This window comes from Clostridium paraputrificum (assembly GCF_900447045.1).
In the GTDB taxonomy this organism is placed as follows: domain Bacteria; phylum Bacillota; class Clostridia; order Clostridiales; family Clostridiaceae; genus Clostridium; species Clostridium paraputrificum.
This window is the reverse complement of sequence record NZ_UAWH01000014.1, coordinates 1,312,327-1,333,145: the sequence shown is the minus strand read 5'-3', so window position 1 is coordinate 1,333,145 and position 20,819 is coordinate 1,312,327. Positions and strand designations below refer to the sequence as shown.

The window sequence follows — 20,819 nt, the reverse complement described above, 5'->3', positions numbered from 1 at the left end:
TGCAAATATTACTACTCTTAATCATAATTATAATACTAAGAGTAATTTTAGGAGCTTAAATATGGAATATAATTTTACTGATCCCTACGAATTAGCCAGATTTATCAAACAATCAAAAAAATCCACACCTGTACAAGTATATGTTAATGGTGACCTTTCTAAGGTGGACCTTGAACAAACTGAATGGTATGGATTTAATAATTTTTATATATTATTTGGAGAGTCAAATATAATTACTAATATAATTCTTGATAACAAAGATATAATTAAACATTTTAGAATAGAAAATGATAGAAGAAATTCTGCAGTACCTATGCTGAACTTACTAGAACAAGATGCAAGAATTGAACCTGGCGCTATAATTAGAAGCAAGGTTAAGATAGGCAGAAATGCTGTTATAATGATGGGTGCTGTTATAAATATAGGTGCTGAAATAGGAGAAGCCTCTATGATAGATATGAACTCAGTTATTGGAGCACGTGGAAAGATTGGCAAAAGGGTTCATGTAGGTGCAGGTGCAATTATTGCTGGTGTCTTAGAACCACCTAGTATGTCTCCTTGTGTTATAGAGGATGATGTAATGATTGGAGCCAATTCAGTTATTTTAGAAGGAGTAAAGATAGGCTCTGGGTCCGTTGTAGCAGCTGGTTCAGTAGTTACAACTGATGTTCCAGAAGGTGTTGTTGTAGCTGGTTCTCCTGCTAAGATTATAAAAAATGTTGATGAACAAACAAGATATAAAACTAAGTTACTTGATGATTTAAGAAAGTGATACATATTATATTTTCATATACATTAAAAAAGCAGTCTTTCATAGACTGCTTTATATCTTACTTTATAATTTTCTTGTGGTTTTTCTTATATTTATCTAAATATGTTAAAATCTTAATTTACACTGCTCCTTCTTCATCTTGTGAAGCACTTTCTTCTTTACTTACCTTCTCCATCTTAGAAATAGAAACTTCATATGCTATTTTCTTTATTGCTTCTGTTTCTGTTATCTTCTTTTGATATTCTCTACTTTGTAATCTTCCCCACACCCTAATATTGTCACCAACACTTAAAGTTTGACAAAATCTAGAATTTCTTCCCCAAGCTATAGTTGGAATATAATCTGACTTATTGTAAGCTCTATTTACAGCTAATAAAACATCAGCTATTTCTCTTCCAAATGGTGTTGTTCTATATACAGGTTCCTTGCATATATATCCATCTAAGAAAATTTCATTTGGATTCTTACTTCTTTCTATACAAGGCTCTATATTTCTAGCAAAAACAGTTAATATTAATTTATTAGTACCATCCATAAATTTATTGTAGGATCTTAGTTGACCTTCAACAATTATATCTTTTCCTATAGTAATATCTATCCCAGTTAAAAGTCTTTCTGATACAGTAATATTTAACATGTCTACTGAATCACTAAGTCTCATAACCTCCAAATTAAAACTATAGAACCCTTCCCCATACATTTCATGACTGAATTCTAGCTCAGATACTATCTTACCTTCAAGATAGATTTTGTTATTTAACATTAAATTATCCATTGTAACCCCTCTCTCCCTTAGTAATAAAATTGTAAATAAAGAAGATCCCACAAGCACCTATTTCCATTATAATACATTCCACATTCCATTTTCAATATTAAATAGAATTATTTTCTATGTTGTACTCCATCTTTGTCAACATAAGCATCTTCTTTATAAATTAATTCTCCTACAGTGACAAATTTATACCCTTGCTTTTGTAGTTCAGGTATTATCCTATTCAAATTATTTGGAGTATATTTTGCATTATTGTGATATAAAAGAATAGATCCTGCTTTTACCTTCTTCATGACTTTGTTATATTCTACTTCTTCACCTTGTTCCTTCCAATCTACAGAATCTGCATCCCATTGAATACATTTATATCCTAAAGATGTTACAGTCCTATATGATTGTGCATTATAATCTCCACTTGGAAATCTAAAAACCATTGGCTTTTTTCCTGTGTATTTTTCAACAACCTCATCTGTTTTTCTAAGTTCCTCTTTAATTCTTTCTTCTCCTATCTTGCTAAAGATAGGGTGCTTATAACTATGATTCCCTATCTCATGCCCCCTCTCGTTAATCTTCTTTAACTTTTCCACATTTTCATCACTATAATTTACCCATCCCCCCATTACGAAGAATGTTCCCTTTACATTATATTTATCCAATGTATCTAATATGCTATAAATGTAATCATTTTCCGCCCAATTGATATCGAAAGTTAGTGCTATTTCTTTTTCTTCCTTATCTACTGAATAAATTGGTACTTCTGCCACTTCCCCAAAAGTACTTTTAGTCTTTCCATTAAGCAAAAAAGATCCACCTATTAAAATAACTATTAGTAACAAGGATAAACCAATTCTAACCTTTTTCCACTCCAAACTTCTTACCCCTATCATTTCTATCTCTAAATTTATATTCACTTAATAATAATTTATGATATAATAAATCTATACTTTCAGTGGAGATGGAGGTTTTATTATGTTTGAAAATACAGCAGAATTAGCTGAAAATAAGCTATTACTTTTACATATTTTAAAAGAATTAAACAGGCCTATATCAAATACTCAGCTTACAGAAATAGTGCTGGAAAACAATCTTATTAACTACTTTACACTTCAACAATATATAAGTGAACTTGATTCTAGCGAGTTCATAAGATATGAAGACATAAATGAAAAAAAGTTAATAGTACTAACAAAAAAAGGAGAAAATGTTCTATCCTTTTTTAAGGACAGAATTTCCCCTTCAAAAATATCTATAATAAACAATTATATTAACGAAAAAATAGAGTTAATAAAAAAAGAATTAACTATTCAAAGTGATTACACTTTAGCTAAAAATGATAACTTCTTAGTAGAACTAACAGCAATCGAGGATAAATTACCTTTAATTGATTTAAAAGTATCTGTTCCTACTAAAAAACAAGCTTCCTTGCTTTGTAGTAAGTGGCAAGAAAACCCTTCTGAAATTTATAATAAAATAATTAATATTTTATTTGAAGAAACTAATTAATAAGGATCATACCGTTAGGTTCATTACCTATAGGTATGGTCTTTACCTTTTGTTCACTAAAGTCTATAATTCTTAATTTTCCCCCCATATAATCTCCTATATATATATAATCTTTTTGTTTTATAATTCCTCTTGGCATTCCACCTACGTATATTTTTCTAGTCTCTCTTAATCTTTTTATATCTACAACACTAATAGATCCTTCAGTAAAATTAGATACATATAATTCTTCTCCATATTCATACATATCAACTGGTGTAATACCTACCTTTATTCTTCCAATACTTTTATAATTTTCTGTAGAAATTATATCTATATAACCTTCAATGTCATAACCTAAATAACTTTCACATAGGTAAATCTTTTTTTCATCCTTAGATAGTAAAATCTTTGTTGGATACTCTGGTGCTTTAATTCTTCCAATCACCTTATTATTCAAACAATCTATAATAGATACAGAGTGTCCATCCATATTACTAATGTACATTATTCCCTTATCTTTATCTAATGCAATGCTATGGGGATATGATTCAAGTTTTATATCAAATGCTATTTTCTTACTTGCCATATCCATTACTAATAATGAATTACTTTCTCCACAGGCAATATAAGCCTTATTTTCATAAAGCTTAACATCATTAGGATGTGCTCCAACATATAGATTGTTTACCTCTTTCTTTGAATGCATATCTATTAAAGATATGCTATTGCTATAATTATTTGATGTGATTATAGTATTATTTTCATACTCTATACCATGAGGTCCAACAGGTTTTTCTCCTAAATCTAAGGGGATATGATCTACTGAATAACTCTCTATATCTATTAAGCTTAAATTATCACTGGATGTATTGCAAATTGCTATAGAATTCATTAAAAACAACCCCTTTAGGAAACCTTATTGTACTTATAATATATGTGTCTTTATCTCTAATGGGACAACTTTCACCATATTTTTTCCTTTATTTCTACGCCCTTACCATATATAATATAATTTGTTATAAATAAAATTACAGGGAGGTATGTTCATGTATTCATACAAGACAAAGGGGACATGTTCTACAGAAATTACTTTTTCAATAGAAAATGATATTATTAAAGAGGTTAACTTCTTAAGAGGTTGTGAAGGTAACCTTCAAGGTATATCTAGATTAGTAGAAGGCATGAATATTGACGATGCAATAAATAAATTACAAGGTATAGACTGCAGAGGGAAAGGTACTTCTTGCCCAGACCAACTTGCTAAAGCTCTTAAAGAGTGGAAAGAAAATAAATAGAAAGAAAGCCCCTTGTCTACTTGACAAGGGGCTGTTTAAATACTTGAATTTTTAATCTTCTATAAGAAATTTGAATTTTTCATTTATTATATTACTTAACTCTTTAATTAAGTAATCTCCCTTTTTATATAGACTTATATACATAAAATCTATATTATCATCATATTTCTCAATCTTACCTGCAATTCTTTCTCCTGCCATAATAAGATTTCTAATAATTTCTCCTTCCCTACTGCTTAACTCTCCAATAACTAACCCAAAGCTAGTAGTAATAAATATTCTATCCTCTTTATAACCATCTAGACCATTTAAAAGAGTCAATACATCTCCTTCTTTTACTAGCTCATTGTTATATTTAAGCTTGTTGACAGTAACTGTAGGTATAATTATATTAGTTAAAAATATATCTTCCCCATCAATCTCCTCTTCTGGATTGTTAATATCAGTAATTATAAAATTATTGTTATTTTCATATATAATGAAAATTATTTTTTTTCTTATCCAATCAACAACTTCATTTTTAATTGCCTCCTCAAGTGAAGATAGGGTTTTTCTTGTCCATCGATCTTCTATAGACCATAGCTTTTCAATTGCTGATAATCTTATATCTATTAAATCAGCATTTAAGCATTCTACAAGGAAATCTTGATTTTTAATTATGCTCTCTCTTGTTAGTGACTCTAAAGCTATTAAAAGTAATGAATAATCACTACTATCCTCAACATAAACTTCCTTTGACAAATCCTTTGGACCTATAAATATTTCCTTTAAATTTAGAGATTTCTTAACTGTACTTATTAATAGATCGGAGTATGATGTTTCATTTAACATTTCTATATACTTATACCAAACATAATCTCTAGGATTCCTTTTTAAGAGCATATTTAACTCCTCTACAGTTAAATCTTCATCCATTTCAACAGCTAATTGAAATAATAATGGTGAATCAACAGTTTCATCTTTTATAGCATCATTAAATACTCTTGTCCAATCTATTTTTAAATAGAGCTTTTGAGTTTTTTTATAATATTCATCTTCCATGACTGATTCATCAACTATATATCTATACACATTTCCTAAGGTTAAACAACTTTTAACATCTTTATCATACTTCTCAAATAAATCAATATATCTTTTTACTAACCTTTTAAATATAGATAACTTTTCATAATTATAGTATACAAATATATTGCTTACTACTTCTCCAAAAGCTTTAAAAGTCTTCTCATTAATATTGTCATTATTTAGAAAGTAATCATACCCCACCTTAATTATAGTGGTATTCCAAAGAAAATTCTTGAAATATTCCCCTTTCCAGCCTTCACAGACCATCCACTCTTTCATATCTTTATTAAGTACATCTATATAATTTGCATAAATCACCCTTCCTGCTGCCTGAGATACTTTAGCTAAATCAAATAATATCTCATCAGAACCCTTTAACTTTAAAAATAATTTAGCAACATAAAAAGAATACTCATTATATAAAGCTAAAACTAAAAGCTTTTCCTTTATTTCTTCAATTTCATCAAAAAACAAAAGAGTTAATCCAAGCTTTATTTCTTCTTTTGAGTTACCTTTAAAAGCCATTAATCTTCCAACCTTTATTATATCCCTTTTGTTAATAATATTAGATTCAATTCTTCCATTAATTAATTCTATAAACTCCCCATAATACTTTATTAAAGGATGTTCTTCTATGAAAGATATTGCTTCACTAATATTAGATTCATCTTCAATTATTAAGTCAATAATTCTTAATAACCTTTTTGAATTTCCAATCATATCAAAGGTAGGTAAATCATTACCCATAAAAATTGAGTTTATCTCATCTTTTCCTGCTTCTTCAAAGTTTTGGTTTGTGTATACCTGGCCCTTATTTTCCTCATAAAATGTTTTTAAGTCCTTGTAGCATATATCCTTTTCTTCACAGGTCATAAAATCCCCACCCTCTAGCATATTTTATTTATTGAATTTCCTTCTAATAATGCCTCTCATATCACCTATCATATATAGTGACCCGCTTATTAAAATCAAATCTTCTTCATTTGCCTCTGATAAAGCTAAAGCTAATCCTTCTTCGTAGCTATCTAGAGCAACACAATTTGAATTGTACTTGTCTATAACCTTCTTTAAATCTTTTGATAATTCTGCTCTATTGCTATGAGGTGTTAGCGCATACACCTTTTTAGCCTCTGGTGTAATAACTTTCACCATATCTTCAACTTGTTTATCAGCTAATATCCCTAATAATAAATATATATTCTTATAAGTAAAATACTTATGTACATTTTCATTTAATGTTTTTATACCTTGAATATTATGAGCCCCATCAATAACAACTAAAGGGTTATTTTTCATAACCTCTAGTCTACCTTTCCATTGTACCTTTTTTACCCCCTCTTTTATATCATCTATGGTAAACTTAATATTTTCAATTTCCTCAAGTACACTTATTCCATTTAATGCTACTAATAAGTTAGTAATTTGATGTTCTCCAAGAAGAGCAAAATCTAAATCTATTTTTTTATTCTTAAATTCTACTTCTACTTTTTGATATATCTTATCCTTATTAACAACACTTAAAAAGTGACCTTTGCTTTTATCTACTATATATAAAGAAGAGTTATTTTCCTTACATACCTTTTCAATAACCACCTTTGCTTCCTCTTCCTGAGGATAACTTATTACAGGTATAGCTTTTTTTATAATACCAGCCTTTTCACCTGCAATCTCCTCTAAAGTACTTCCCAAAAGGTTAGTATGATCTAAGCTTATAGAGGTAATTATACTAAGTATTGGAGTTATAACATTGGTAGAATCAAGCCTTCCACCTAAACCTACTTCAATAACTCCATAATCTATATTTTCCTCTTTAAAATATAAAAGCATTAAACAAGTAATTATTTCAAACTCTGTTGGATGATTATATCCCTCTAAAATAACCTGGTTAACAGAAACTTTTAAAACATCCATTAGTCTACCTAAAGTATCCTTAGGAATATTATTTCTATTAATTTGTATTCTTTCTTCAAACTCCTCTAAAAAAGGAGATGTATACATGCCAACCTTAAACCCCTTCTCCATAAGTAAAGAAGTTATTATAGATGTGGTTGAACCCTTACCATTTGTTCCTGCTATGTGTATTAATTTTAATCCTTCTTGGGGATTACCAAGGATTTCTAGTAGTCTATAGGTTCTTTCAAGGCCATAATTAGAGCCAAAATTACCTACCTTATGTATATAATCCATTGCTTCATCATACTTCATTTATATCATCCTATCTATATAGTAAAATCTATCCTTTATCTAAGTATTATAAGTCAAATAGTTATAACTAACAAGTTAATAATACTTCTTCCAAAAAAGAAAGAGATGTATCATAAGTATTTTTTGATACATCCCTTTTCTATCTATTTAGTTAACTCTATAAATTGCTCTATATCTTCTTCTATAGTCTTTAGAGAATTCTTCCAGAATTCCTTATTATGAATATCAATTCCTACAACCTTAGTTATATCGGCTATAGCATTTTTACCTGTAATTGAAAGAAGATTTTCATATTCAGTAGTAAATTCCTTACCCTTCTTTAAATATTCAGCATATAATCCCTTAGCAAATAATAATCCAAATGCATATGGGAAGTTATAGAAGTTAGAGTCTGCATAATAGTAGTGTGGCTTCCATGTCCACATATATGGATGTAAGTATTCTGGGTCTAATCCATCACCATATGCTTCTCTTTGAGCATTTAACATTAATTCTTTTATCTCTTCTACTGATAAAGCACTTTCTCTTCTCTTTTCAAAGAAAGCCTTCTCAAATAAAAATCTAGAATATATATCTACAATAACTTGTGTACAATCTGATATTTCATTTTCTAGAATAGCTAAAGCCTCTTCCTTAGTTGCATCTTTTATAGCAGCTTTTTTAATAATAGTTTCACAGAATGTAGAAGCTGTTTCTGCAATTGGCATTGGATAATCAGAGTTTAATATCTTTTCATTCTTTAAACACTCTCCATGGAATCCATGTCCAAGCTCATGTGCCATAGTTACAACATCACCAAACTGTTCTCCATAGTTTAGTAAAAATCTACTTTCACCTAAGAAATGAAGGTTATGACAGAATGCTCCCCCAACCTTACCTTCTTTAGGGAATACATCTATCCAGCTTTTTTCAACTGCAGTTTTAGCAAAATCAGCTAAATGGTCACTGAAAGTTCTAAAGTTCTTTTCTACATACTTTGCAGCTTCTTCATAAGTGAATTTCATTTCAGCTTCTGAAACAGGTGCATACATTTCATAGAATGGTAATCCATTTTTGTATCCTAAAAGTTCACCTTTTCTTCTTAAATACTTTCTAAATAAAGGCATACTTTCCTTCATAGCTTCAAGCATTGCATCTAATGATTCTTCATCCATTCTAGAATTAACAAGAGTCATATCAAGAGGTGATTTATATCCTCTTAAATCACATACTGTTAAAACCTCACCTTTAATTCCATTTAAGGCTGCTGCTACACCCTCTTCAACTTTTTTATATGATTCAATTTCAGCAAAATAAGCTTTTCTTCTTAATTCTCCATTTGGATCATAAGCCATATTTAATACTACTGTTAAAGGTAGTTCTTTCATTTCACCATCTATTTCTATGTCCACCTTTAAGTTAGATATTAAATTATCCTTTAATTTTAGCCAAGCATTTGATCCTGTATTCTTCATTTTAGAAATTATAGATTCTTCCCTATCTGAAAGAAGATATTTACTCTTTTCTATTATTTCTTTAATGTAAAATTCATGCTCTTTTAAAACTTCTGATCCCTTAATAACGATATCGATATCTTTTATATTACTAATCCATCTTTCAAGCTTTGTAGTTGCTTCAACAATCTCAGTGAGTTTACTATCTAATATATCAGAATATCTTAACCCTTCTGAATTTTTAGTATCTGCACTTAATGTAAGAGAAATAAAAGCCTCAAGCCTACCAATTAGCTCAGATAATTTTGAAGATCTCTTTATATATTCTTCAAGCTTTGGCCTTACATTGCCTTCCTCACAAACTACTTCATCAGCCCAAGTATTTAAGGACTTTATACTTTGGTCTAACTTTTCTAAATCATTTTTAAATTCTTCACTTTCAAATGAAGGATATATTTCCTTCAAGCTCCAATTTAATTCCATATTATCCCTCCTCAATAAATAATATAATACCACAATTCATTATTAAATTACTATTACTTTTTAATTTTTCATATCATATACTTAATTTTCTATGTATTTTTCCATGTATTTTGTATTTTGTTAGAATAAAAATAAAAATTTAATATTTTAAATTCTCATACCCAACAATTCATGATAAATATGAGCAGCATATGAATCTGTCATTCCACATATAAAGTCAGTAACTAATAATAATCTACAATACTCTTCACTACAATCCTTTTGTTCAATACTATGTTCACATACAAATCTATAATTTTTAGAAATAAGTGAATATAGTTTTCCATCATACCCCTCATAGGGTTTTACATCCTTGTTTAATGCAACAGGTATAAAGGTATCTAACAAAAATTCTATTATTTTATACCCTACAATTTCATTAGATACAATTCTATCATTATTATATACATATTCATTAGATATTCTTCTTAAAAATGATGATACCTTATTAGCTTTAGAATTTTCTATAAGATTCCCCTTATATTCCCCCCTCATAATCTCATCATAAGAGGATATAAATTCTTCCGAAACACAGTCTTTAAAATATCTATTTAACTTTATTATAAATGACTTTAGGGCATATTCCCCTGGATCTTCATATCCATATTCCTCTTTTGCAATATCATAGTTCTTAGAAAGATAGAAAGATAAGCTTTCCTCAAGGGTTTTCTCTTCATATCCTTCTTCCTTTATAAACTCCCTATATTTATTTTTAAATAATTCATGTGAGAATATTTTCTTGCTAAATGCATCTTCTAAATCACCTAAGAGATATGCAATATCATCAGCAGCCTCTAATATATATACTAATGGATTTCTATTTTTACCTATCTTTGTACTATTAACTATATAATTAAAGGTATTCTCCTCTGCTTTAAAATATCCAATCTTCTTTCCACCAAACTTCTTATTCCCAAGTTCCAAGGATGATATAGGATACTTTATAATTGAATTTAGCACTCCAGTAGTTAAATTCATTCCATATCTATCTATAACAAAATGTAACTTAGTCAAAATTCTAAGACCTTGAGCATTCCCCTCAAAGTTCAAAAGGTCTAAGGCTTCTTGCCTTTCTAATTTAAATTCATATTCCTCAAATTTAAAATAGAAGCTTCCATCCTTATTTTTTTTTAACTTAGAAGCAAACCATTCTCTAATGGCAACCTCCCCAAAATGTCCAAAAGGTGGATTTCCCAAATCATGTATAAGTCCTGCACAGGACAACACATTTCCTATTTCTTCTACCATTTGAAAGTTTATTTCGTCATCTGTTCCTTTAGTTAGAGGAATTAACTGTAGTCCTATAATCATTCCTAAGGACTTTCCAATTGAAGACACCTCTAAGGAGTGAGTTAACCTAGTTCTAACAAAATCTAATTTCTCAAGAGGAAAAACTTGAGCCTTATCTTGAAGTCTTCTAAAAGATGCACTAAAAAGAATCCTATCATAGTCATTTTCAAATTCATCTCTGCCATCAAAATTCTTTTTAGCCGATTTATATTCTTTAATTCTATTTTTATTTAAAATATCATTCCATTTAAATCTAGTCATAAATATCATCTTTCCTTATGTTTCAATTATTTATTATATTTTTTACAATATAACTAAAGTTATACTTATCATAAAAATGGAAATAATATTATAGACATTACTATAAGTATTTTTAGGAGGATATAAATGAGTTATAGATATGATCCTGATTTAGAATTTTTACAAAATTGTTCTAATGATGACTTAGAAAAACTAGCTAACTATCTTAACTTAAAAGATTACAAAAACAAGAATACCCCTTGGATCTATATAGCTGAAGATATACAAAGGTTAGGTGAAACTTCCCTGCAAGATTACTTCTTAAATGGCTCTGTTTATTATAAAGATATGCTTATTGATATATGTAAGAAACTTAAGATAAATTTTAATTCTAATTATTCAACAGAAAAAATAGAAAGCTGTTTGTTAGATGAAATTAAGAAAAACTCAATAGTATACTCGGATTTTCAATCTGAAATATACAAACAAATAATGCCTTCTTGTATTCAAATTGCTTATATACGAAATAAGTACAACAACTCTGTGAATACTCATTAATTGTTTGTCACATACTAATTTTGTTCAAAATTATATATAGAGGTGAATACAAATGATAAAAAGATATGTAAGTGCTATAGCATTATCTCTTGCTTTAGTTAGTGGATCTTCTGCTATAATAGCAAGTGCTGTAGAATATCCAAATGAAACTACAACAGTTACAGCTACAGAATCTGAAAAGAAGGATGCTGAAAAAAAGGAAGATGAAAGCAGACATCATAAGCATAAGCTTGGAAAAGAACGTGCTGCTGAAGATATTAAGATGCTATCTAAAGCTGAAAACCTAAAATTATTATCTGATGATGATAAAAAAGCACTTGGAGAAATCAATAAGTGTTTACAAGAAAATAATGATCTTTCAAAGGATCAAATTAAGAAATTAATATCATTAAAAAATAAAATAGCTAAATGTAAGTTAGGAGATAAAGATTACGAAAAATTTAAAGAGCTACTAAAGAAATCTAAAAAAGATTGTTTAAATGATGATGAAAAGAAAGAATTAGATGGCTACTTGAAGAAAATTTACTGTAAATAATTTAAAACAGGAAGATGATACCTTCCTGTTTTTCCTATTTAAATATTTATATATTCTTATATTTATTGTTTTTATATTCTTTTATTTATCCTAACTTCTAAATACAACCTCTTCCCTTGAGAACATTATTTTAGCACCTACAACAGCAGCAATAACATATACTATTTGCCATCCTAACACAAAAAGAATATGCTGAGTATTAAAAATTCCAACCATAGCTTCCTTTATAACACATACAGAATTTATTATTGGTATGTGAAAGAAAACTTCATTAATACTTTTTGCATCTAAAAACATTGGAATAAATGAAAGTATCATCATAGGCATCATTAATCCAGAAAGATAAGTATTAGCTTCCTTCGTACTTCTAGCAAATAAGCTTATACATATTTGTAGTGCACAAATTATAACTATAAGTAATAATGAGAAAACTATTGTTAAGGCTATAGACTTTCCACTTAGTGAAAGAGCTATCTCTCCTCCTCCTGACAATTCAGAAATATATTGTTTAAATGAAATCCATAAAGATATCATGCTAAAGCATAATGTAATTGCTCCCATTATACAAAGGCTACCTATTTTCCCCCAAAGTATTGAACTTCTATTTCCTGATGTAGATAAAAGAGGTTCAAAAGTATTTTTCTCTTTTTCTCCTGCTCCAAGTTCAGATGCAAGTCCAAGTGTTAAAGATAAAAGAAGTAATACAACCATGCTTGGTAGCATTCCTGTCATATAATTTCCTAATTGATTCATATTACCATCTTTACTTACTCCAGATTTTATTTCAAGATTAAAAGGCGTTAAAATTTCTTCTTCTATCCCTTGTTCTTGTAATCTTGAGGTTACTATTTGCTTGCTATATGCCTCATAAATAGAGGATACAATTCCTGCTGCAGCTGTTGATTTATTGGATTCGTCATCCATTAACATTTCTACATTAGTAACTTTACCACTAGCTATATTTGCATCAAAATTATTAGGTATATTAATTATTAATTGTATATCCCCACTTTTTAAGGCTTCTGATGGGTTTTCCACCTCTTCAATTATTATACCTTCTTCACTTTTTAATAGAGCTGCTATACTTGAATCCTTGTCACCTTGAAGTACAATTCTACTTTCCTTCTGTGCTTCAGTTGTTGAACTAGTCATGGCTGTTGACATAACCTTAAACATTAAAGGATATATAAGAATAGGTAGAATTATTGTAAAGGCTAAGGTTTTTCTATCTCTAATAATGTCAGTTAATTCTTTCTTTAAAACTGTTAAGAAATTACTCATCCTTATCACCTCCAATTAAAGATACAAAAACTTCTTCTAAATCCTCTGTATTATACTTTTCCTTAAGTTCATTTATTCTCCCCTGCTCTACAAGCTTGCCCTTATGAATAATAATAACTCTATCACATAGTTTCTCTACCTCAGCCATGGAATGGCTAGAAAATAGAATAGTTTTATTTTCTTCTTTACACTTCTTTATAAACTGGTGAACAACCCTAGTAGCTCTTACATCTAACCCTGTACTTGGTTCATCAAATAACATAACTGATGGATTATGAACTATTGAACGAGATATAGATACTTTTTGTTTCATCCCTCTTGAAAATTTACCAACCTTTTTATCAATATAATCTTCCATACCAAAATCCTTAGAAAGTTCATCTATCCTTTTGTTTGCCTCATCATTTTTAATTCCAAAAAGGTTAGCAAAATATCTTATATTCTCTCTTCCTGTAAGTCTATCATAAAGTCCAATATCACCACCAAAAAGTATTCCAATTTCTCTTCTTACCTTTTCAGGTTCCTTTGAAGCATCATAGTCATTTACTTTAACTTCTCCAGAAGTAATTTTTAGCATTGTTGATATCATTCTAAGAGTAGTTGTCTTTCCTGCTCCATTCTCTCCAAGAAGACCAACTATCTCCCCTTTATTTACATTAAAAGAAAGCTTGTCTACAACCACGGCGTCTTTAAATTTTTTACTTAATTCCTTTACCTCTAACATAATCTTCCCTCCTTTTACTAGTAATATTTTACTATACTCTGTTTATTTCATCAAACTTGTAGCTTCACTAAAAAAAGAACTACAACCAATTTATAAACCTTGGTTATAGTTCTTAAATTTAATCTATTTACATTCTTTATCCACTATGTAAGCTGCAAGTCCAGCTCCTGTTACATTCGTAAGAGTTCTTGCCATATCTATTATTGCATCTACGCCTAAAATAATAGCCATACCTTCTATTGGAAGTCCTAATGTTGTTAAAATAAGTGTTGTAGACATTGTAGCTGCACCTGGAACTCCTGCAATTCCTACGGAACCAACAACTATAGTTAAAATCATTAAAATATAATGAGTTAATGTAAGTTCAATTCCAAATACATTTGCAACAAATATAGCTACTATAGCTGGGAATACTCCTCCACATCCATTCATACCAACCGTGGAACCTAAGGAAGCAACAAAACTTGCTGTACTACTTGATACTCCAATATTATTTTCTAAGGATTCTATAGTTACTGGAAGTGTTCCAAAACTACTTTGAGTTGTAAATGCAACAACTTGTGCTGGCCATATTCCTTTAAAGAATTTAATAGGACTTCTTCTTTTAAAAATTAATATAAACAAGCTATGTATTATAAGAATTTGAAACGCTAGGGCTAAATAAATTGCTACTACAAAAGTTAAAAGTGGCATTAATGTACTTACACCATTTTTTGCTCCTACAGCTGTCATAAGACCAAATACTCCAAATGGTGTTAATCTTAGTACAATTCTAGTTATTCTCATTAATATTGTACTAAATGAATTTATGAAAGCCTTAAAAGGTGCTACCTTTTCCTTATTCTTTTTCTCTTCCATAATAATTGCAAAAGCTATAAATAATGCAAAAATTATAACTGGTATAATTTGTCCTTCAGCCATTGATTTTATAGGGTTTGTTGGAAGCATATCATTAAATACATCCATAAAGCTTGGAATTTCCTTAGGAACAAAATTTTCTGCTCCTTCAAATACTATACCTTTACCAACAGAAAAAATGTTTCCAAATATAATACCAACAATTCCAGCTATAGCTGTTGTTCCTAAAAGCATCCCCATAGCTCTAATTCCTAAAGATTTTAGTTTACTGCTATCCTCAAAATTAGATATACTATTAATTATAGATACCATAACTAAAGGAATTACAACCATTCTAATTAATGAAATATATATCTTTCCTATAGGTTCTACAATTAGTGAATTCTCCTTTAAAGTTAATCCAAAAATAAGCCCTAATCCTAACCCAATTAAAGTTCTTACTGAAAATGAAACTTTTCTTTTATTAAGGTACCAAAGTAAACCTAAGGCTAATATAGCAAATACAATAGCTGCTACTAATTCAATATTAAACGTCATTTAAACTTCCTCCACTTATCTTTTGTAACTAATAATTTAATTCATACTATTTTACTATGAATAGATTATAGTAGATAACTTATTTCATGTCAAATACTTATTCCTAAATATTATTAATAAACACTTAAGAGTTTTTTATACAAAAAGGGGTAAATCAATTTGATTTACCCCTAATAAAATACTAACTAATTTTTTCCCATGCTCCCCATTCTGATGATCCTGGTATTTCACCTTGTGTCCACCATTTACATCTATAAGTTTCTCCGTTATAAACAACTATATCTCCACCATTATATACTGTCTTAGAATCATAGGTTGGATATTTTTGATCTTCAACGGTTATATTACATGAAACTTCTGCCTTACCACCATCTTTGTCTACAACAGTGTAAGTTAATTTATATACTCCTGTTTTAGAAGTATCTACAGTTCCTGCCACTTTAATAGCATTAGTTAAATCTCCATCTTCCTTGTCTGTTGCCTTTACCCCACTTAATGGATTGAAAGTTGAACCAAGCTTTACAGTTTGATCTTTAACTCCAGTAATCTCAGGATTTGTATTTACTACAGGAGCATCCTTATCAAAAACAGTCACAACTCTTGTAACTGTTGTTTCTTTACCACTACTGTCTTTAACAGAATAAGTTAAAGTATATTCTCCTGCCTTTAAAGTATCTACAGTTCCTGCTACTTTAATGGCACTAGTTAAATCTCCATCTTCCTTATCAGTAGCTGTAACACCACTTAAAGCATTAAACTTATCACCTAAGTTTATAGTAATATTATTAGCTCCAGATATAACTGGTGCTGAGTTTGTATCACCCCAAATTGTTTGTTTCATAATTTCAGGAGATGTTTGATACATTCTTTGTGATACTTCAACACTTATAATACTGCTAGTATCTTCAATAGCTTTATCAAGATTTAAATCAAAAGTAAATTCTGTTCCTGGTTTCATTAACTTACCATCTGACATGCCGCCAAAGTCTATAACGTAGTAATCTCCTACCTTTGAAACTGGACCTGCTGGATATTGTGAACCTGTAATTGCTACACCATTAGTCTTAATATAAACCTTCATATTTTTAACAGTTTTAGCTGCGGTTTCAACTGTTGATAACACTTCACCAGACTCACTTAATTTTTCATTATTTTTTATTGATACATTTAGTACTCCACCAGTTCCCCATGCTTGAGTTACTGGAGTTACTGTACAAGTTAAATTAGGATTTGTATATTTTACATCGTACTTAGGTAATTCACCTGAACCAAATAATGCTTCTTTAGTAGCATTTGTTAATTCATCTCTCTTAGTAGAAGTTGTAGTTGCATCTTGTGATGCCATCCAAGCAATCATACCACCAAGATTATTTTCTTTAACATACTTAGCCTTTTCTTGAATTGACCTTACATTATCGTAAGTAAAGAATGCACCTGTTTCTGGGTTGTATAAATATGGAGCCTTAGCGCTATCATCCCAGTACTCTTTTAATCCAGTGTACTTAGCCTTTAACTTATATAGGGCATTGTATCCCCATACTCCACCAGCTCTTCCGCCTTCACCATTCTTCATTGGAGCTTCATTAAGTGCTCCTGGTGTTGGTGTAAGGTCTGCATTCTTATTAACTACTGCAGCTTCTCCAAATAATCCAGGATTTTTTGGGTCAACACCTTTATCTGAAACTTTTTCCCAGCCACGTGTATAGTATGCTGCACCAACAACTATTTTTTCTCTTTCTGCACCTTGAGATATATAATACTTAATACTTTCATCTACTGAAAGCCCTTTATATTCTTCTGGAGCATTAGGATTTGTATATAATGCAGTTTGATGACCGCTTGTTGTACTCCAAGCTCCTGCCATATCATAAGTCATTATATTAGCAAAATCTACTATATCAAATAACTTATCAACATCTATACCAGCCTCTATTTTAGATACTCCTGCTGGTAATGCTACAGATAATTCATAAGTTTTTCCAAGCTCTTTACCTTGTTTATTTAAGGCATTCTTTAAATCTTGTAATAACAAGATGTAATTATCCTTGTCTTGTGGACTTGCATTTGGTGTTCCTTCATCGTTTGTATTATCAGTCTTATCAGGCTCTCTATAGTCACCAGGATACTCCCAGTCTAAATCAACAAAATCCATATTTGTATATTTAATAAACTTCATAACGTTTTCTACAAACTTAGCTCTTGTTGAAGCATTTGCAGCTATTGTTGAGAAGTCTCCAGACTTAGACCATCCACCTAAAGATACACCTATCTTTAAGTTAGGATTTTCTGCTTTTAACACTTGGAATGCATTTAAGATACCACCATTAACATCACCATAAGTTACACCTGCGTTTCCTAATGGATGTCCTGTAGCTGCATCTTTATCACAATAAATCAACTCACCTGAAGCATTAAAATCCATAAAAGCAAAATTTAAATGTGTTAATTTATCTGCTGGTATATCCTTTGGATAGAAATTACCTTGTCCTCCCCAAATAGACCAGTCACCATAATACATTACATTACGTAACCCTGTAGTAGCTTGTGAAGTAATCTCAGTTGTATTGGAAGACTGAGTTAAAGCACTAATTGGAATACCATTAGTTAACAATAAAGCAGTAATAGCACTAAATGCAACAAAAGTTTTTAAGTTCTTTTTTAACTTTCTCTTTGCCATATTATCATCCTCCTATATTATGATATTTTTTCCCATGGTCCCCATTGAGCACCTGGTGCTTGTCCTTGAGTCCACCACTTACATTTATAAGTTTCTCCATTATAAATAACTATGTCTCCACCGTTATAAATTGTATTAGAGTCGTAAGTTGGATATTTTTGTTCTTCAACAGTTATATTGCAGGAAGCTTCCGCTTTACCACCATCTTTATCCACAACAGTGTAGGTTAATTTATATACTCCTGCTTTTGAAGTATCTACAGTACCTACTACTTTAATAGCACTAGTTAAGTCTCCATCTTCCTTATCTGTTGCCTTTATTCCACTTAATGGATTAAAGGTTCCTCCAACTTTTATAGTTTGATCCTTAACTCCAGTAATTTCTGGATTTGTGTTTACTATAGGTGCATTCTTATCAAAAACAGTAACAACTCTTGTAACTGTAGTTACTGCACCTTTGCTATCTGAAACTGAGTATGTTAAAGTATACTCTCCTGCCTTAGTATTATCTACTTTACCATTAATAGAAATTTTACTTGTTAAATCACCATCTTCACTATCTAATGCTTTAACTCCATTTAAAGGATTAAAAGTATCCCCTAAGTTAATAGTAATATCCTCAGCACCTGAAATAACTGGTGCTTCATTATTACCTATTGGATTCATTCCATTAAATGTGATATTTCTTACTCCTGAGAAACATAATCCAATCATACCTTGTATTGTAACTGTTGCCCCTGAAGAAATATTTTGCCATGCTCCTGAGGTTAATGTTACTCTAGCAAAGTCACCATTATCTTCTACAGTATAAGTACCTCCCCATGAAGACTTATATAAAGCAGACTTTGGCAAATCAAAGGATACAGTCCATCCTCCCTTAATTTCTTCACCGGTATGATTAGTTATATTTAAAGAATAAGTGTAGTTTGGATGATCATAATTACCTGTAAGATTAACATCTACATTAATAGGTTCTAGAGATGAATTAGAATCTTCAGGTGATTTTGCACAGTCACCCATCTTTGTTAATCCTTCACTTAATCTCTTTGTTAAGATATCACCAAATGTATACTTTCCTTCATTAACATCTGTTGAGCCTTCTACATAATTTGGATTTAAGCCATAGTCACCATTCATTACCCAAATTAATGCTCCACCAAGATTTTTGTCTTTAATATAATCTAATCTTGCATCTATAGATTTTTCGTTTTCAAAGGATAAGAATACCTTTTCATTATTTTGCCAAACATATGGCACCTTAGAAGTATCATCCCAATATACTTTTAAATTAGGATCATTTTCCATAAGGTTTAATACGTGCCATAATGGATTTGCTCCTGCTGGTTCTAAATTACCATCACCATCAAGGTCATCTCCCCATATATTGTATTTTCCTGATGCTGGAGTTTTACTTGTTCCATGAAGGCCATTAGTACCACCTTGAACATTTTCCCATCCTCTTGTGTAGTATGGAATACCCATTAAGATTTTTTCAGAAGGTAAAACGCCTCTGTAATATCTGTATGCCCAATCCATACATAAGGTTGGCATTATTTGAGCTACTGTTTCTCTATCCTCTGCATTTGGATATATACCAGCTAAGTGCTCAACATACTCATTCCAACCACCATGATAGTCATAAGACATTACACTTAAGAAATCTAGGTATTTTGCATAAGAATTATCACTTACACCACCTAATACCCAAGGAGATGCAGTAACAGCAGCAGTTAACAAATAATCTTTTCCATCTGCTTTAGCTGCTTCATCTATCTTTTGTCTTAAAGTTTTTATTAAGATATTATATCTTTCGTTAAGCTTTGATCTTCTTGGTTCTGAAAGATCAAAATCATCTGGATTTCCTGATTGGCTTGTAGCTGAAGGATATTCAAAATCAATATCTACTCCATCAAATCCATATTGTCTTATGAATTCAACACATGAATCAGCAAAGGTGTTTATTCCTGCATCTGTATCTAGCATAGTATAAAAACCTCTTGATCCTGCCCAACCACCAACAGAAATTAATAGATCTACATCTGGGTAACTCTTCTTCATAGTTTGTAAAACATTAAAATGTCCTTTATAAGGTAGAGAAGTATCTAATTCTACTTTCTTTCCCTTATAACTTAGGTCATATCCTGTAAAATCCTCTTCAATTGCAGCATGCTTATCCCCTAATGTAATTTTATTAGTTGATGGGTCAACCATTGCAAAGGAATATTGGATATGAGTTAGAGAATCCCACTGTAGGTCTGTTGCATTAAAGTATCCTTGAGCTTCACTTGAATAAGCCCATTCTGGAAAGTATCCTACTATTTTTCTCTTAAGTTCATCTGAGTTTTTTTCATTTGTAACGTTAAGCTGTCCATTATCTTTTGCTTCCGTTGCACTAGTACTAACTGTAATTCCTGCTGACGTTAGCGCAACTACTAAAAGTGTCGACAAAAACTGTTTAAACCTTCTAGTTTTCATCTTTCTCCTCCTTTAATAGTTTTTTTGAACTTAACGTTCTACTTTTATTGTAGAATATTCAGAATATTTATTCAATTAATATTTTGTGAATTTTTC

General features: G+C 30.3%; 17 protein-coding genes and 1 pseudogene. 5 read left to right on the top strand and 13 right to left on the bottom strand.

Going from position 1 to position 20,819, the window contains the following annotated elements; all coding sequences use genetic code 11:
• Positions 1 to 61 precede the first annotated feature (61 nt).
• Positions 62 to 772, top strand: coding sequence for a 2,3,4,5-tetrahydropyridine-2,6-dicarboxylate N-acetyltransferase (gene dapD / locus DR024_RS11280; RefSeq protein WP_027097606.1), 711 nt, complete (start codon positions 62 to 64; stop codon positions 770 to 772).
• 118 nt (positions 773 to 890) lie between these two features.
• Here dapD and DR024_RS11275 read toward each other — a convergent pair whose 3' ends face one another.
• Together DR024_RS11275 and pdaB are read right to left on the bottom strand one after the other, a co-directional pair.
• On the bottom strand, positions 891 to 1,547 hold the full coding sequence (locus tag DR024_RS11275) for a single-stranded DNA-binding protein (RefSeq protein WP_027097605.1): 657 nt from the start codon (positions 1,545 to 1,547) through the stop codon (positions 891 to 893).
• Between the two features lie 107 nt (positions 1,548 to 1,654).
• Positions 1,655 to 2,413: a polysaccharide deacetylase family sporulation protein PdaB gene (pdaB, locus tag DR024_RS11270; protein WP_055254612.1), complete on the bottom strand. Its 759-nt coding sequence runs from the start codon at positions 2,411 to 2,413 to the stop codon at positions 1,655 to 1,657.
• Positions 2,414 to 2,513: 100 nt separating this feature from the next.
• Between pdaB and DR024_RS11265 the strand changes: the two genes are divergently transcribed.
• Entirely contained in the window at positions 2,514 to 3,047 is a 534-nt protein-coding gene (locus DR024_RS11265) for a DUF4364 family protein (protein ID WP_027097603.1), read from the top strand.
• Here the strand turns inward: DR024_RS11265 and DR024_RS11260 are convergent.
• Positions 3,040 to 3,921 carry a YncE family protein gene (locus tag DR024_RS11260; RefSeq protein ID WP_027097602.1) on the bottom strand — a complete coding sequence of 294 codons (882 nt, stop codon included), beginning with the start codon at positions 3,919 to 3,921 and terminating at the stop codon, positions 3,040 to 3,042. The two genes, DR024_RS11265 and DR024_RS11260, sit on opposite strands and share 8 nt — an antisense overlap.
• Before the next feature lie 154 nt (positions 3,922 to 4,075).
• Between DR024_RS11260 and DR024_RS11255 the strand changes: the two genes are divergently transcribed.
• Positions 4,076 to 4,324, top strand: coding sequence for a TIGR03905 family TSCPD domain-containing protein (locus tag DR024_RS11255; RefSeq protein ID WP_111918804.1), 249 nt, complete (start codon positions 4,076 to 4,078; stop codon positions 4,322 to 4,324).
• Between the two features lie 51 nt (positions 4,325 to 4,375).
• On the opposite strand, the gene DR024_RS11250 is transcribed toward DR024_RS11255, so the two are convergent.
• The 4 genes from DR024_RS11250 to DR024_RS11235 all read right to left on the bottom strand — a co-directional run bounded on the left by DR024_RS11250 (position 4,376) and on the right by DR024_RS11235 (position 11,100).
• A complete protein-coding gene (locus tag DR024_RS11250; protein ID WP_027097600.1) occupies positions 4,376 to 6,262 on the bottom strand; it encodes a hypothetical protein in 1,887 nt (628 codons plus the stop codon).
• 24 nt (positions 6,263 to 6,286) lie between these two features.
• Positions 6,287 to 7,594: a bifunctional folylpolyglutamate synthase/dihydrofolate synthase gene (locus DR024_RS11245; protein ID WP_027097599.1), complete on the bottom strand. Its 1,308-nt coding sequence runs from the start codon at positions 7,592 to 7,594 to the stop codon at positions 6,287 to 6,289.
• Between the two features lie 143 nt (positions 7,595 to 7,737).
• Positions 7,738 to 9,510 (bottom strand): M3 family oligoendopeptidase, encoded by a 1,773-nt coding sequence (locus tag DR024_RS11240; protein WP_027097598.1) that lies wholly within the window; start codon positions 9,508 to 9,510, stop codon positions 7,738 to 7,740.
• Positions 9,511 to 9,657: 147 nt separating this feature from the next.
• Entirely contained in the window at positions 9,658 to 11,100 is a 1,443-nt protein-coding gene (locus DR024_RS11235; RefSeq protein ID WP_034865914.1) for a deoxyguanosinetriphosphate triphosphohydrolase, read from the bottom strand.
• Between the two features lie 126 nt (positions 11,101 to 11,226).
• On the opposite strand from DR024_RS11235, the gene DR024_RS11230 reads away from it, so the two are divergent.
• Positions 11,227 to 11,637 (top strand): DUF3944 domain-containing protein, encoded by a 411-nt coding sequence (locus tag DR024_RS11230; RefSeq protein WP_051195910.1) that lies wholly within the window; start codon positions 11,227 to 11,229, stop codon positions 11,635 to 11,637.
• A gap of 52 nt (positions 11,638 to 11,689) precedes the next feature.
• A complete protein-coding gene (locus tag DR024_RS11225; RefSeq protein ID WP_027097596.1) occupies positions 11,690 to 12,172 on the top strand; it encodes a hypothetical protein in 483 nt (160 codons plus the stop codon).
• Positions 12,173 to 12,262: 90 nt separating this feature from the next.
• Here the strand turns inward: DR024_RS11225 and DR024_RS11220 are convergent, their stop codons facing one another.
• The 6 genes and pseudogenes from DR024_RS11220 to DR024_RS11195 all read right to left on the bottom strand — a co-directional run.
• On the bottom strand, positions 12,263 to 13,453 hold the full coding sequence (locus DR024_RS11220; RefSeq protein ID WP_055254607.1) for an ABC transporter permease: 1,191 nt from the start codon (positions 13,451 to 13,453) through the stop codon (positions 12,263 to 12,265).
• Positions 13,446 to 14,177 (bottom strand): ABC transporter ATP-binding protein, encoded by a 732-nt coding sequence (locus DR024_RS11215; RefSeq protein WP_027097594.1) that lies wholly within the window; start codon positions 14,175 to 14,177, stop codon positions 13,446 to 13,448. Before DR024_RS11215 ends, DR024_RS11220 begins: the two co-directional genes overlap by 8 nt.
• 123 nt (positions 14,178 to 14,300) lie before the next feature.
• Positions 14,301 to 15,572, bottom strand: a complete 1,272-nt coding sequence (locus tag DR024_RS11210; protein WP_055254605.1) for a dicarboxylate/amino acid:cation symporter — start codon at positions 15,570 to 15,572, stop codon at positions 14,301 to 14,303.
• A gap of 181 nt (positions 15,573 to 15,753) precedes the next feature.
• Positions 15,754 to 18,249, bottom strand: coding sequence for a glycosyl hydrolase family 18 protein (locus DR024_RS11205; protein WP_055254602.1), 2,496 nt, complete (start codon positions 18,247 to 18,249; stop codon positions 15,754 to 15,756).
• Positions 18,250 to 18,266: 17 nt separating this feature from the next.
• The gene (locus DR024_RS18235) at positions 18,267 to 18,914 is read right to left on the bottom strand and encodes an immunoglobulin-like domain-containing protein (RefSeq protein ID WP_316133152.1); all 648 of its coding nucleotides are present in this window, start codon (positions 18,912 to 18,914) and stop codon (positions 18,267 to 18,269) included.
• A pseudogene (locus DR024_RS11195) lies at positions 18,891 to 20,723 on the bottom strand (glycosyl hydrolase family 18 protein); the annotation flags it as partial. The gene DR024_RS18235 and the pseudogene DR024_RS11195, both read right to left, overlap by 24 nt.
• Between the last annotated feature and the right edge of the window lie 96 nt (positions 20,724 to 20,819).